Below are 14,227 nucleotides of genomic sequence, written 5' to 3' on the forward strand. Positions count from 1 at the left end.
GCATGGCGGGCGAGGGCTCACTCGACGTCGACCTCGAACTCTTGAGGTTGTCGGCGCGCGAATTTCTTGCCGAACGGGGAGAGCGCGGCACCGTCAAGGACCTCGCCGCGATGGACTGGACCGGTTTGCTCGTCGACGAGGAGCTCGGCGGTGCCGGCTGGCGTCCGGTCGAGACATGCGTCGTGGCTGAGGAATTGGGGCGCGCGCAAGATGCCTCTGCATGGTTTGGAACCACGATGGGCGCCGCTGCGCTTGCCTCGGCGCCGGAGCAGGTCAGGGAGCAACTGTTGCCAGGCCTGCTGGCCGGCAGTTCGTCGGCGGGCTTCGCGATCGCTGACGACTATGCGCGGGTCGTCCGCGCTGATCAGCTCGATTTCCTTTTTCTGTTGGATCCCAACGGAATTCATCTTCTCAGTGAGCTAGCTTCGGGGCAGTTCGTGCTGGATGACGATCTGCTGGACGTCAACAGAACAGTGTGGCGCACCGATTTCGACCTCGCTCCCGGCGAGTTGATCGGGTCGCCCGACCGGGCCCAGGAGTTACTCCGGGTCGCTCAGCTGCTCATCTCTGCCGATTCCATTGGGGCGGTGTCGATGACCGTGGAGCGGCTGACGGCGTACCTGAGGGAGCGCGTGGCTTTCGGGGCCCCGATAGCCAGTTTTCAGGCAATCCAGCATCGGCTGGTCGAGCTAGTGGTTTTCGTGGTCAAAGCGCGAGCCGTTGTCATGAGGGCGGCTCGCGCGATCGCGGTCGCCGACGTCAGAGCGACTGCCCTCACGGCCGCGGCACACGCGTTCGTCGCAGCGAAATCCACAGCCGCCGTGGATGAGTGCATGCAGTTGTCTGGCGGAATCGGATTCACCTGGGAGTACCCACTGCACTACGAACTGCGACGGGTGTTCACCAACTCCCATCTGATGGGCACCGCGCGTTCTAGTCGAGCGCTGCTGGCGAATGAGTCGGGCTGGTGAGCACTTTCGGTCACCGACCTTCAGAAACGGAGCTGGTCGAGTTCAGGAATCGGGTCAAGGCTCACATCGCCGAGCATGCCCCTGCGATCGAGGCGCGCGAAGGACACCGGGCGCCGGAAACGCCAGCACAGGAAGCCTTGCTGCGCAGGTGGTTCGCGGGTCTGTTCGAGGCGGGCCTGATAGGCGCCGACTGGCCGGTCGAGTACGGCGGCCGCGCCGACCACCATCCGCTACACGACCGAATTGTGAGCGAGGAGATCTTGCGTGCTCGCGCGCCGCGGCCTGTCGACCAGGTCAACCTGGCCGCACACGTGCTGCTGCACTTCGGTTCCGACGAGCAGAAGCGCACGCTGCTGCCGCTGATCCGCGCCAGTGAGCACGTTTGGTGCCAATTGCTCAGCGAGCCCGATGCCGGCAGTGACATCGCAGCGATACGCAGTCGTGGCGTTAGGCAGGACGATGGCGACTGGCTCATCGACGGGCAGAAGACGTGGATTACCGACGGCCACTGGGCCGACATGGGGCTTGCCTTGATCCGTACCGACCCAGCATCCTCGCGTCACCACGGCCTGTCGGTGTTCACGGTGCCGCTCGATGCAGACGGTGTCGAGGTTCGACCGATCCGCACGATCGGCGATGCGATCGAAGTCAACGAGGTCTTCCTCACCGGAGTCCGGCTCGGACCCGAGAATCTGATCGGCGAGGTAGGCCAAGGCTGGTCGATCATCATGGCGGGCCTGGATTTTGAACGATTCGGCATCGGCGGCAACGTGATTCTGCTGGAGCTTCTGATCGACGATCTAGTCGCGGTTGCCCGCCACGCGTACATTGACGACGTGCCTGCGCTGGAGTCCGCCGACATCCGCCAGAAAGTGGCCGAGTTGGCAGTCGAGGTCGAAGTGGCAAAGGCCTTCATCGACGATCATGTGGAGCGGTTGACATCGGGTGACGAACAACCCGGTGACGGTTCGATCGCGAAGCTGAGCTTCGCCGAGACCTATCATCAGGTCGCGGCGTATGGCGCGGAACTGGCGGCGTGCGCGACAGCGGTAGGCGATACCGCACCCGCCGTGCAGGAGGCCAAACAGCGTCTACGTGAATGCTGGCTGTGGTCACGCGCCTACACGATCTCGGGCGGTAGCTCGGAGATGATGCGCAATATCCTTGCCAAACGCCGACTGCATTTGCCCACCAGATGAGTCAGCTGCGTTTGGCGCCCACCTATTGGTCTTTGGTCGAGACCGCGGCGCGGGCGCATCCGGACCGTGTTGTCCTCGCCGATGACTACGGGCGCAGCCTGTCCTGCGAGCAACTGCGGACAGCGGCGCTGACGTGTGCTGCAGCGTTGGCGGCGCAGGGGATCGGTGCGGGCACCGTAGTGTCCTGGCAACTTCCCACCACGTTGGAGACGATGGTGGTCATGGTTGCGCTGACTCGACTCGGCGCGGTTCAAAACCCAGTGCTGCCGATTTGGCGTGAAAGTGAGTTACGTTATGTGACAACGCAACTCGACACCGAGGTCCTCATCGTGCCGGGACTGTGGCGAAATTTTGACTATACCGCGCTCGCGCATCAGCTCGTCGGCGAGCGGCCGATGTCAGTCATCGTCATCGACCACGATGCGCCGATCGGCGACGGTCTTCGGCTGCCCGTGGGCGATCCGGCCGCGCTGCCGCCGGCGCCGACCAGCGGCGAGGACCCCCGCTGGATTTACTACTCGTCGGGCACGACCGCAGCGCCGAAAGGCGCGCGGCACTGCGACCGCTCGGTCCTGGCCGGTTCGGCAGGGGTCATCGGCATCGTCGGCGCGTCCAGCAGCGACGTCAATCCGATTGCGTTTCCGGTGTCACATATCGGGGGTGCCGCCATGCTCGCCGCTGGACTGCACACCGGCATGCGACTGGTGCTCTTCGACTCGTTCGACCCTGTCGCAACACCTTTCGCGATTGCGGCGCACCGGCCCACCTTGCTGGGCAGCGCAACCCCGTTTTTCGTCGCTTTCATGGCCGCGCAGGCCGAGCACGGCGACACGCCGCTGTATCCCGCCCTACGAGGTTGCGTCGGTGGCGGCGCCCCGATCACTGCGGAGCTGGGGAATCAAGTGCGGCAAGCCTTTTCAGTGGACGGTGTGGCCAACGCGTGGGGCCTGACGGAATTCCCGGTGGCCACTTCACAGGCCCCGAACGGCCCGGCGGAGCTCCTGGATTACACGGTCGGCAAACCGGTGCCAGGTGTGACGGTACGGGTTGTCGACGAAGCGGAGCGGCCGGTCAAGCGCGGCGAGGTTGGGGAGCTGCGGCTCAAAGGTCCGCAGTGCTTCCTCGGGTATGTGGACACCGCGCTGGACGCCGGCGCGTTCGACGCCGACGGATGGTTCCGCACAGGCGATCTCGGTCACGTCGATGACGACGGCAACATCGTCGTCACCGGGCGGATCAAAGACGCGATCATCCGAAACGCAGAGAACATCTCGGCACTTGAGATCGAGGGCGTGCTGGCCGGCCACCCGGCGGTCGCCGACGTCGCGGTCATCGGTGTGCCCGATGACCGGACCGGGGAACGCGTCTGCGCGGTAGTTGTCGCACACCCAGGTGCGACACTGACGCTCTCGTCGATCTTCGACCACTGTCAGTCGCGAGGACTCAGCAAGCACAAGACCCCGGAACGACTCGAACTCGTCGGTGCGCTGCCTCGCAACCTCACCGGAAAGGTGCTCAAGACCGAATTACGGGCCCGCTTCGGGAGTCGTTGACCCACCGTGCCATCAGCGGACAGCGGTGTAAGAGACAGATCTCGTTCGCGATTGCCGGCTCACGACTGCTGGACCTGCCAAGGGATAGCCAAGCACGCCAGGCGCCGCGTCTACAACCGCGGGTACGGAGTTGACCGCAGCCAGCGCTGTCACCGCGACACCCGGATTGACCCGATCCGAGGGCGATTGCTCGAAGTACAACTCCACACACATGCTGGGCCGTCCCTGAACTCGGATAACCATGCCACCTTGGTCTTGCCGCGAGGGCCTCGGCCACCGCTCCGGCCAGGGTGTGGAACTTACCGTCGCGAAATACTGCACCGCGACCACTGGCCTACCACCGATGACGCCTGCGAGCTGCCAACGGTGCGCGCAAATCGTCCCTTTTGGAATCACACCGATTGCGGACTCCAGATCCGTTGGTGCTAGCAATGTTTCCCAATCCAGTTCAACGCCGTCGAGTTCTAGTCCGAGGATGTCGGCGATGTAGCGCACCACCGTCTCCCAATCGTGGTTGACCTTGCCCGACGCGATTCGAGCGGGTACGTGCCCGTCCGGCTTTCCAAACCCCATGGATTCGTGCAGCACATCCCAGATGGGATAGGACTTGTCCAGGTCGATCGCGTATTCGTCCATCCGATAGGACTCGACGGTGCCGGCACCGGCCAGTAGGGAGGTAGGAATGTTAAGACTGACGAACCCCGGCTCGGCGCCGGTGGCATAGAACGTCGAATTCCCTTTCGCCGCTGCGGCTTCGACGGCTGCGCGCCACTGCGGGGGCGCCGCTGGCGGGTAGACCATCGGGATCGTCGAGATCGTCACGACGTTGATACCCGCCTCGAGGTAGGTGACTATGTCTGCGATTGCGTCGTTCTCGCGCCGTACGGCGGTGGCACAGTAGGTGACACAGTCCGGCGTGAGAGCCAGCACCGCGTCGAGATTGTCGGTTGCCGATATACCGACATCCGCTCCGCCGCACAGGCGACCCGCGTCGACTCCGGCCTTTTCGGGCGTGGACACTTTGACTCCGACGAGTTCCAGTGCCGGATCATCGATGATTGCGCGGAGTGCCTCCTTCCCGGTCAGTCCCGTACCTACGTGAACAACGCGATACTTTCTGGATTTTTCAGTCGCCATCGTTCAATCTCCTATATGCGTTTTCTCAAGAGCGCCGGACCGCGGTCGCTGCGCCACCGAACGCACCGGTACGCGTCCCCAGCCGAACACATTCGGCATCTTGACCCGTTGCAGGCCCGCGACGTCTACTTCGAACTCGGGGATCAAGTCCAACAGGGCATCGATGGCAATGCGTCCCTCCATACGCGCCAGTGCCGCGCCGAGACAGCTGTGTATTCCGTAGCCGAATCCGAGGTTGTGGCCGGAGTGCCGACGATTGATGTCGAAGCGATCTGCATCGACGAACGCACGCTCATCCCTGGTGGCCGAACCATTGATGAGCATCACCGGCTTGTGCTTGGGTATCACCGCGCCGTGAAGCTCGACATCGACGTTGCTCCAACGGATGTCGTATTGCGATGGCCCCTCGTAACGCAGCAGCTCTTCGAACGCGGCGGGGATGAGGCTTCGGTCTCGCCTCAGTGCCTGCCATTGGTCCTGGTGTCGCGCAAACACCACAGCGGCGCTGGCGACCAGCTTGGTCACCGTCTCGGCGCCCGCACCGCCGAGCAACGACGCAAAGGCCGAAATCTCCACGTCGTCGAGGCAGGTCATCGTGCCGTCATCGCGTTCGACCTCAACCTGGGTGAGCCGCGAAATCATGTCGTCTTGCGGGTTGGCGCGCTTCTCGACGACAAGGTCGTAGTAATTCCTCCACATGGTCACCGCCGCCTCGCGGCCGTGCGGCGTCGTGCTGACGTTTCCCGGCTCGCGTTCCAGCATTGTGTCGAGCCAGCGCCGGATCTGCTGGCGACCGTCCGGCGGCACCCCCAACATCGTGGTGATGATCTCGACGGGGAACAGCGCCGAGAAGTCCTCGACCATGTCGAATGACGTCACATCGATGTTTTGCGCGATTGTGTCGATCACCTTCCTGATCATCGGCTCGAGCTTGGCGATTGCACGCGGGGTAAATACCTTGTTCACCAGCGACCGCATTCTGGTGTGCTGCGGAGGGTCCATCATGATGATCGCCCCTTGCGGGATCACCGCGTCAGGATCGACGAAATGATCGAGCGTCACACCCTTCGTCGAGGAATACGTTTCGTGATCACGCATTGCGCTCGCGACATCCGCATAGCGGGAAAGCGCCCAGAAGTCGTACTGCGTGCTGTGATAGACGGGCGCCCGATCGCGTAGTTGGCGGTAAGTCTCGAATGGATCGTTGAAGAATTCATCCGAGAAGGGATCGAAGTGAACGGATCCCGGAGACGTGCCGGATCGATCGTTCATTGCTTCTCTTCGCCTTTCGATGTGCGCCATGTGATGTTGCGTCATGTGGCCGGTGAGTTCGGCGGTCCTGGTCTCTCCATGTCCTCTCGGCGTAAATTCTTCTTCGCAATATTGAGAATCTACCTTCTCAGATGATCGTACGGGCTGGCCTCGCCTTGGCTGGAGCGCTATGCCTCCACGCCGCCCTCCTTTAGGAAGTTGATGGTGTACTCTTGGCCGGTCAGCCCGTCGGGCTCGAGCCCGATCAGCGCCAGCAACGACTTCCACTCGGCCGAGTCGACAAACCAATCCCAGCGCGTGATGCGCCCGTTCTCGTCGGTCCAGATATAGTCCCATTCCCTCAGTTCCAGCCGCGTCCCGTCCTGAAGTGTGCCCGCATAGGTGTCGCAGGAGGAGAAGCCCCAATCCCCGGCCACACATTCGAATGGGCTGATTAGTTGGTAGTCCGGCATGTGCTTCCACCACATGCGCCATTCCGGAGTGAGAATATCGCCGTCCGGCGCGTACTTGGCGATGGCCGCCGCGACCTCGTCGGAGAGCATATCGGCGGCCGACTGCGGGACACCGTCGTTGAACAGTGGACTCATCATCACCGAATCGGGTGCCCAGACGAACTCGTCGCCGAATGTGACGTGGCGGTTGCGTTCAATCGGTTTCGCGTAGCCCTCCCACTTGGCGAAGGCAATCCTTTCGTGTAGCTCCACGCGGTTCCGGGGCATCTCATGTCCTTTCGGCTAATACAGCTCGGCGAACCTCTTTAAATAGGGCCATGCGATCGCGGGCGGTATCCCGCCGCATAACGGCGAGACGTTGAACACCTCACCCGCTGCGACGCGCTTGCGCGCTTCGTCGACCGAGAGGATCACGTGTGACGACGTATTGCGGAGCTCGTCGATGGTCGTGGCAGTGGTGATGTTGGCAGACACGGCGTTGTCGGGGTTCCACTCCGAGTAGGCCGTCGCATCGTGCAGGAGGTACTTGCCGATCTCGTCCCACGCGGCGTCGACGTCGTCGGCGACGAAGCAGTTGGTCGTGGCGTCACGCTCGGGGATAAGCACGAGGCCGGGCTCAAACCCGTTGTCGCGGCACGCCTTTTCGTAGGCTTCCCGCATTCCGGGCACTCCGCCGTTGGCCAGCAACCCAAGACCGTTGCGTCCGGCGCGCCGGGCGGCCGCCAGGCTGGCACCGCCCCAGCTCATCATGGGCCCTTCCGGCGTGCGCGGTCGCGGGGTGACCTTCATTCGCCTGCCGTCATGTTCGATCTCTTCGCCGGCGAGGAGGCGGCGTAGTAAGCCGAGTTTCTCGTCCGCCAGCCTGCCGCGGTCGGACATGGAGAGTCCGAAGTGATCGTATTCCTCAGCGCGATAACCGATTCCGAATACATAGGTGGCTCTGCCCGCGCTGATGTGATCCAGCACGGCGATGTCCTCGGCTAGCCGTGCCGGATCGTAGAAGGGCAGCAGAATCGTCAGGGTCAGCATCAGCTGCTTCGTGCGAGCGGCGATGGCCGCGCCGAGCAGCAACGGCGACGGCAGATACCCGTCGTCTGCGCAGTGGTGTTCACATAGTACGACGGCGATACAGCCGTGCTGCTCGGCCCATGCCGACATCTCACTGGCCGCGCTGTACAACTCGCTGGCGGGCGCCCCGATGGAGGGCGCTCGCATGTCGAACCGAAGGGTGAACATAGGGCTGTCTAACCGCGCTGCCGCGCGTCGGAACCCATGACATCGGCACTTGCCTGCATGATCAGACGAACCACTTCGTTGCGTGTCATGGACTTGAAGAGTTCAGACGCCATGCGGACGTCATCGCCCGTGGCGATCGTCGGTCCGTTGCCAAGATTGGCGAACGCCTCATCCACCACGCTGGCCGCGGTCACTGCACCAGGGGGAATCTCGTCGACAGATGTGAGCCGGCCGCGCTCGAACTCCAGTTGCCGCAGAGCGGGCGTGTCGGTCATGCCAAGGACCAGACCCAGGACGTCGACGCCCTTGTCGTGCAACTCCGCCCACAGCCCCTCGGTGAAAACCATGTCGAAGGCCTTGGTTCCACCGTATGCCACCATGTTTCGTCCACCGGCCAGCGCGGCCCCCGAAGTAAAGTTCACGATGCCGCCTCGTCCTCGCTCCACCATGAGGCCGGCGAAGTGGTGACACAGCCGCATCAGCACCAGACAGTTGCGTTGCAACAGCGCTTCGGCTGCCGATACCGGATTGGCAAGAAATGGTTGGTAATTCGGATCCCCCCCGGCGCAGTACACCAGCATGCCGATCTCGAGGTCTGCGGTGGCGTCGATAATGGACTGCGCAGCGTCGGCCTCAATGAGATCGACGGCGAGCGTTCGAGTTTCGACACCGGTGCGCGAGTGAATCGCCTCAGCCACCGTGTCGAGAAGGTGTTGGCGACGAGCGACGAGCGCAACGTTCACTCCTTCCTGCGCCAACCGCTCGGCGAAGAGCGTGCCGCATCCGTCGGACGCGCCGACGATCAGCGCCCACGGCCCGTATTTCCGGGCGATGTCACCCATGGGCGGCCGCCACTCCGGCGAGCCGCACCGAGGTGTAGGTACGACGGTCGATCCGCCAACCATCTGCGGTGCGCACGGCGTGGTCGTCGTAGTAGCCGACGGGATTCGCACCCGAGCCATCCTCCATCAGGATGAGAGCGTCGACGTAGGTGCGGATCGTCGCGGTGTCGCCGTCGATTGCTATGGCCTGGTTGGTCATTCGATGGATCGTGTGCGCCGCGCCGACGTGGGCTGCCTCCATAAACGCTGCGATCTCTGAGCCACCGGTCCACTGGCCGACCACGCCGTAGTCGATATGGGCATCTTCGGTGAAGACCGCCGTGAGAAGCGAGTACTGCTGGCTATCGATTGCCGTCGCGTATCGGACCGTGAGGTCGAAAAGGTCGTCGTGGTCGGACATCAGCGGTCGCCGTTCGGGTGGATCACGACGCGCGGCGGTCCTTCGGACCGCCGCACCGCCTCGAGCGCTGCGGGCACCTCGTCGAGACCGATGATGTTGCCGACGCTTGGCAGTGGGTTCAGCTTCCCCTCGACGACCGCATCCAGAACGCCATACCAGTCCTGCGGTAGCGGCCCTCCACCGAACTGCAGAGTGAGGCCGTTTCGAGTGGCTGCGGTGATGTCGACGGTGTCGCCGGTGTACCAGCCGCCCGCGCAGTAGATGCGCGACGAGAACTCAGCCTCCGCGACAATCTTGTCGATGAGACCCGCAGCACCAACGCATTCGAACACCACCGCGGAGCCGGCGAGGCGGCGTTCGGCACGAACCGTGCGGAAGGCCTCGAACACCGACTGCTGTGCTGGGTCGACCAAAACGTGCGCGCCGAAACCGGATTGGGCCAGTTCGCGACGATCGGCGCTGAAGTCGGAGACGATGATGGGATCAATCCCGCGTGCGCTGAGCGCAGCGACCGCGGACAGTCCGATGGCACCGGCGCCGAGAACGATCGGGATTTCGCCGGGCTGCAAGTTCGAGGCGCGGACATAAAACTCGCCGACCGCGAAGGCGTCGACCACCGCGACTGCATCGCTTGACACCGAACCCCCTACCACCCTCGCCGTCGCCTCGGGTACGACGAGCAATTCACCAAAGCTGCCCTGCGCCTCGGGATGCTGTCCGATGATGCGCAAGCCCCCGGCGCCGCCGTCCACCAACCGAATCGGCATCGATGTCACCCGGGCTCCGATGGGAAAGGCGTCGCTGCATCCAGGGCCGTGGCCGATCACTTCACCCACGAACTCGTGACCCATGACGATGTCGCGGTCGGGGTCGTAGAGCGATCGGCCCGTCGGATCGTCGATCGCCAACTCCGGATGGTCCATGTAGTGCACATCGGACGCGCAGATCGCGGTGCTAAGGGTCTTGAGTAGCAAATCGCCCTGCCCGGGAACGGGATCGGCAGTCTCGCGAACCGTAAGCTCACCGCCTCGCAGCACCACGGCACGCACTGGCTGTCACATCCTCGTGGAATAATCTCTACTATTAGAGAATAATTCGTCTAATTACTGAGTCGACCGTAGAATGCGGTGCGAGGGGAGTCAAGATGCGCGGAGCCACTTCAGCACCGGCCGAGCGTGTCCTCGATGTCGTTGAGCTGCTCAGCAGGCCGGAAAGTGGCGGGCACCGCTTTTCCGACGTCGTTCGCGAACTCGGCCTCTCTCAGGCGACGGCGCACTCCATACTCAAGACCCTGTGCGACCGCGGTTGGGCAACCCGGGATCCCATCTCCAAGAAGTTCGACCTTGGCCCCGCGGTGGCGCTCGTCGCGGACAGGTTGGAAGCCGCGCGCCCACTTCTGGCTGTCGCCCGCGAAGCCATCCGCCGTCTCGCTGATGCAACCGGTGCGCCCGCCTCGGTAGTCGAGCGCACGGCAGACGAATTGGTGATCACCGCGTTCGAGACTCCCGACGGGTCTACCCAACCGGTCGCTTCCCTCGAGCGAATTCCATATGCGCCGCCGTTCGGGATCGCCTGCGCCGCTTGGGATATCCCACGCGAACAAAAATCCTGGATTCTGCGCGGAACCGCCGGAGACCCGTCGCTGGCGGAGCGCCTTCACACAATGTTGGCTCAGACGCGAGACCGCGGGTACGACGTCGATTGGATGACTCCCGCGCTGGCGCAGGCGGCTCACGCGATCGAAACGTTGTCCAACGAGACAGTGCCCCAGAATCTGCGTTCCGTCGTTGACCAACTGCGCATCGAATTCATATCGGCAAACCTGCTATCCGGCGACAGCGCGCGCGACGCGCTCCCGGTTGCCACCATCTCCGCGCCTGTCTTGGACGAGAGAGGCCATGTGCGACTCATTCTCGGTATCCATCCGCTACGCGTTATGACGACGGGCGAAATCCATGCTGCCGCACAGCCGCTGCTGCGCGAGATCGACCGAGTGGGAGGGCTTAGCCCACGCAATTGAGAATGATGCCTAGAGGCCGATGAGTTCTTTGAGGTTGCTGCCCATCACCTTCGCCGTCGTGGCGTCCGGAAGGTTCTCGAGTTCCTTCACAAAATCCGCGGGCTCGGCGAGTCCCTCGGGGTGCGGGAAGTCCGACCCGAACATCACCCGGTCCGCACCCAAAGTGTCGATGAGGTGCGACATGTCCTCCTCGTGGAACGGGTTGACCCACACGTGCCGGCGGAAGACGTCACACGGATGCTCGGTGAAATCCTGCGGCTTTTTCCGGTAGACGCGATCGAAGACATCCATCAGCCGATTCGCCCACGAGCCACCGTTTTCGACGACACCGATGCGTAGCCCGGGGAACCGCTCGAACACGCCGTGGGCGATGAACGCCGCAAGCGTGTCGAAGATGTGACGGCTCTCCTCGTAGATAAACCCGCGAAACTTCGTCAACTGGAAGCCCTGGAACTCGTCTCCTCCCTCCCAGTCCGACAGATAGCGGTCGTAGCCGGCATCGGAGTTGTGCATCTGCACCGAGATGCCCGACGACTCGACCAGCCGCCAGAAGTCGTCGAATTCGGGCAGTGCGGGGGACCGCGACGTGCCGTCCTCCCGCGGTACGGGTGCCGGCCGGATCAAGACGGTCTTCGCCCCGTTCTCCAAGCACCACTCGAGTTCAGCGACTCCCTTCGCGGGATCGTTCAGTGAGATCGCTGGGACCGCAAAGATCCGGTTCTGGTAGTTGAACGTCCAGTCGTCCAGTAGCCAGCGGTTGAATGCGTGGGTCACTGCGTGGGTCAACTCGGTGTCGGACTTCGTGCGCTCCTCGAGCATGCCCGCCGTGGTCGGGAACATCACCGCACCGTCGACGCCCTGCCGATCCATCAACGCCAGGCGCAGGTCGGGACGCCGGAATTCGTCCGGGCAGCGGATGGGCTCGGCGAGTTCGCGAAGTGTCTTGCCCTCAGGGTTGATCCCTCGGTAGTAGTCGGCCCAGGCGCCGGGCGTGGGGATCACCTCGTAGGTCGGGTTCGGGATGGTCTCGGTGATCACGCCAAGGATTTGCAGCTTCTTGCGCCCGTTGACGTCGACGAACTTCAGTGCTTCGGAATACTTCTCCGGCAGGTATCGGGTGTAGGCGTCGATCGTTTCGTACATGTGGTTGTCGGCGTCCCAAACCTCGAAGGCGTTCGCCTCGCTCATCGTTAATTCCTTCCGAAAGCTGCCCGGGCTTCCCGCGCCGACCCGGCGGGTGACAACGTCGCTATCGCAAAGTGAGAGGGAGCGTTCTCACGCTGAAAGTTACTGAGATTAGCGTCCGACCGCAAGTATGGTTCGGTCGCGTTTCGGCGGGCCTCACAGATTGGTGAAATGGCCGCCGTCGACGCCGATCGTCTGGCCGGTGACGTAACGGGCCTGGGGACCTACCAAAAAAGCAACCGCCGAACCGATGTCGGTTTCCGGATCGCCGATTCGGCCCAGCGGAATCCGGCGTGCGAGCCGTTCCTCCATCTCGGGATCGGCCTCGATGGCCGCGGTCATCGCCGGCGAATAGGCAAGGGGTGAAATGACATTGACGGTGATACCGTGCGGCCCCCATTCGCGGGCCAAGCTCTTGGCGAAGCCCCGCAGTGCTCCTTTCATCGTGGCGTACAGCGGCAGCGTCGCGCTGCCTTCAATGCCGGCGGGTGATGTCATGACCAGGAAGGTTCCCCTCCGCTCGCGCAGCGCCTCGAAGGCTGCACTCGCGCAGTGGTAGGCACCGGTCACCGAAACGCCAACATGGTCCTGCCACAGAGCCTCATCGACGTCCTCGAGTTGGTGCGGCTGGCTCGACGCGTTGCTGGTGGCATTGTGTACCAGCGCATCTAGCCGACCGGTCTCGGTGATGGCCGCCTCGACAGCGCGGATTATCGAGTCCTTGCCGGTGACGTCGCAGCGGACCCAGGTCGCTCGATAACTCTCACTGGCGAGCTGCGCGGCGACCTCTTGCCCGTTGTCCGACCGAGTGCCGACGAACACGTGGGCGCCCTGCGCTGCGAGGGCGCGGGCTATGCCCTGGCCGACACCGCGCCCGGCTCCGGTCAGCAGCACCGTGTACCCGTCTAGTGTCATGGCAGCATCATCGCTCCGCCATCGACAATGATCGTCTCACCAACCACACCCGCGACCTCACGCTTGAGCAGGAATCGTGTTGCTTCGACGACCGATTCGATGATCTTCTCGTTCTCCGGGAGGGCGGCCGCGCTCACGTGAGCCTCTGCTGCGCCCAACCTGGGGGCGAACAGGCGCAGTGGCGTGGCAATCTGGTTGACGATCACGCCCGCATGGGCCCATTGGCGGGCGGCGGATTTGGCCATCGCTCGTATTCCCTCGAGAGCTGTAGCCGACGCGACGACGTGCGGCCCGCCGGTCATCCCGACCGACGGCAATACCACGACGATCCGTCCTCCGTGCTGGCGCATTGATACGTACGAGCGCTGCAATGCGGTCAGCGCGTGCTGCATTGGTTGCTCCGCGAAACGGCGCCAGTCAGCCGCGCTCATCGACTGGAGGTGGGTCGGCTCCAGCGTCGGATCAACGCCAACCGCGACGACAACGGAATCGGTTCCCGGCGGGATCATTTCGTCGCTACCGTGGACGACCGTCTTGAGGCTTGCTGCGATCGCCCACGAGACGGCGTCACTGTGTCCGATCACATGAGGGGTTGTCATCTTTGCGAAGCCGCTACGGTTTCGGGGCTGGGACCGCTCCGCCTTGCCGCGCGACTCGCTCATCGTGGATCTTGATCAGTTCGCGAAAGCCGATTCGGTCATAACGCGGGCGGGGCTGTATTCCCCAATCATCTCTCGCGGTGTGTTGGCCTGCTGCTTCGGGGGCGCCGCCGAACGGCGGACCGCTGATCGGGTACGGCTGGAGGCACTCCAGCGTCTCGTTGGAATAACGGACTTTGAGCAACTCGCTACAGATCTGGGTGAGAGACAACGTGGGCCACCCGTACCACACGGCGATCACTGGCACCGTGAGCGAACCCTCGATCACCAACCCGAAAAGACAGACGTACAGGCCTCGCTTCAGCCATGTGTGCATCCGCGCCCACACAGGCGCTGTGCCGGGCGGCAGCGACTCGGCCGATGCCGCGCTTACCAGTGGTTCAGAC

At 63.4% G+C, this 14,227-nt stretch carries 15 protein-coding genes; 4 read left to right on the top strand and 11 right to left on the bottom strand.

Annotated elements, in window-relative coordinates; all coding sequences use genetic code 11:
- Positions 1 to 2: 2 nt before the first annotated feature.
- From A5658_RS09000 to A5658_RS09010, 3 genes are read left to right on the top strand one after another with little or no spacing between them, the layout of a single operon-like run.
- A complete protein-coding gene (locus tag A5658_RS09000; protein ID WP_067333147.1) occupies positions 3 to 971 on the top strand; it encodes an acyl-CoA dehydrogenase family protein in 969 nt (322 codons plus the stop codon).
- On the top strand, positions 968 to 2,170 hold the full coding sequence (locus A5658_RS09005; RefSeq protein WP_067333148.1) for an acyl-CoA dehydrogenase family protein: 1,203 nt from the start codon (positions 968 to 970) through the stop codon (positions 2,168 to 2,170). The genes A5658_RS09000 and A5658_RS09005 overlap by 4 nt, the downstream gene beginning before the upstream one ends.
- Complete coding sequence (locus A5658_RS09010; RefSeq protein WP_067333149.1) at positions 2,167 to 3,723, top strand: class I adenylate-forming enzyme family protein; 1,557 nt, start codon at positions 2,167 to 2,169, stop codon at positions 3,721 to 3,723. The genes A5658_RS09005 and A5658_RS09010 overlap by 4 nt, the downstream gene beginning before the upstream one ends.
- A 12-nt stretch (positions 3,724 to 3,735) precedes the next feature.
- Here A5658_RS09010 and A5658_RS09015 read toward each other — a convergent pair whose 3' ends face one another.
- The 7 genes from A5658_RS09015 to A5658_RS09045 all read right to left on the bottom strand — a co-directional run bounded on the left by A5658_RS09015 (position 3,736) and on the right by A5658_RS09045 (position 10,102).
- On the bottom strand, positions 3,736 to 4,860 hold the full coding sequence (locus A5658_RS09015) for a dihydrodipicolinate reductase (RefSeq protein ID WP_231997255.1): 1,125 nt from the start codon (positions 4,858 to 4,860) through the stop codon (positions 3,736 to 3,738).
- Between the two features lie 3 nt (positions 4,861 to 4,863).
- Positions 4,864 to 6,132 carry a cytochrome P450 gene (locus A5658_RS09020; RefSeq protein WP_067333150.1) on the bottom strand — a complete coding sequence of 423 codons (1,269 nt, stop codon included), beginning with the start codon at positions 6,130 to 6,132 and terminating at the stop codon, positions 4,864 to 4,866.
- 167 nt (positions 6,133 to 6,299) lie between these two features.
- A complete protein-coding gene (locus A5658_RS09025; protein ID WP_067333151.1) occupies positions 6,300 to 6,851 on the bottom strand; it encodes a hypothetical protein in 552 nt (183 codons plus the stop codon).
- Between the two features lie 15 nt (positions 6,852 to 6,866).
- Positions 6,867 to 7,820, bottom strand: coding sequence for an LLM class flavin-dependent oxidoreductase (locus A5658_RS09030; RefSeq protein WP_067333152.1), 954 nt, complete (start codon positions 7,818 to 7,820; stop codon positions 6,867 to 6,869).
- An 8-nt stretch (positions 7,821 to 7,828) separates the two neighbouring features.
- On the bottom strand, positions 7,829 to 8,662 hold the full coding sequence (locus A5658_RS09035; RefSeq protein ID WP_067333153.1) for an SDR family oxidoreductase: 834 nt from the start codon (positions 8,660 to 8,662) through the stop codon (positions 7,829 to 7,831).
- Positions 8,655 to 9,062 (bottom strand): nuclear transport factor 2 family protein, encoded by a 408-nt coding sequence (locus A5658_RS09040; RefSeq protein ID WP_067333154.1) that lies wholly within the window; start codon positions 9,060 to 9,062, stop codon positions 8,655 to 8,657. The genes A5658_RS09035 and A5658_RS09040 overlap by 8 nt, the downstream gene beginning before the upstream one ends.
- Positions 9,062 to 10,102 carry a zinc-binding dehydrogenase gene (locus A5658_RS09045; protein WP_067333215.1) on the bottom strand — a complete coding sequence of 347 codons (1,041 nt, stop codon included), beginning with the start codon at positions 10,100 to 10,102 and terminating at the stop codon, positions 9,062 to 9,064. Before A5658_RS09045 ends, A5658_RS09040 begins: the two co-directional genes overlap by 1 nt.
- A 104-nt stretch (positions 10,103 to 10,206) precedes the next feature.
- On the opposite strand from A5658_RS09045, the gene A5658_RS09050 reads away from it, so the two are divergent.
- Entirely contained in the window at positions 10,207 to 11,082 is an 876-nt protein-coding gene (locus A5658_RS09050) for a helix-turn-helix domain-containing protein (protein WP_067333155.1), read from the top strand.
- A 9-nt stretch (positions 11,083 to 11,091) separates the two neighbouring features.
- Here A5658_RS09050 and A5658_RS09055 read toward each other — a convergent pair whose 3' ends face one another.
- The 4 genes from A5658_RS09055 to A5658_RS09070 all read right to left on the bottom strand — a co-directional run bounded on the left by A5658_RS09055 (position 11,092) and on the right by A5658_RS09070 (position 14,157).
- Entirely contained in the window at positions 11,092 to 12,270 is a 1,179-nt protein-coding gene (locus A5658_RS09055) for an amidohydrolase family protein (protein WP_067333156.1), read from the bottom strand.
- Between the two features lie 153 nt (positions 12,271 to 12,423).
- Positions 12,424 to 13,182, bottom strand: coding sequence for an SDR family NAD(P)-dependent oxidoreductase (locus A5658_RS09060; RefSeq protein ID WP_067333157.1), 759 nt, complete (start codon positions 13,180 to 13,182; stop codon positions 12,424 to 12,426).
- Positions 13,179 to 13,781, bottom strand: a complete 603-nt coding sequence (locus tag A5658_RS09065; RefSeq protein WP_067333218.1) for an SDR family oxidoreductase — start codon at positions 13,779 to 13,781, stop codon at positions 13,179 to 13,181. Before A5658_RS09065 ends, A5658_RS09060 begins: the two co-directional genes overlap by 4 nt.
- Before the next feature lie 13 nt (positions 13,782 to 13,794).
- Positions 13,795 to 14,157, bottom strand: coding sequence for a hypothetical protein (locus A5658_RS09070; protein ID WP_156751331.1), 363 nt, complete (start codon positions 14,155 to 14,157; stop codon positions 13,795 to 13,797).
- Positions 14,158 to 14,227 lie beyond the last annotated feature (70 nt).

This window comes from Mycobacterium sp. 1245111.1 (assembly GCF_001673405.1).
In the GTDB taxonomy this organism is placed as follows: Bacteria; Actinomycetota; Actinomycetes; order Mycobacteriales; family Mycobacteriaceae; genus Mycobacterium.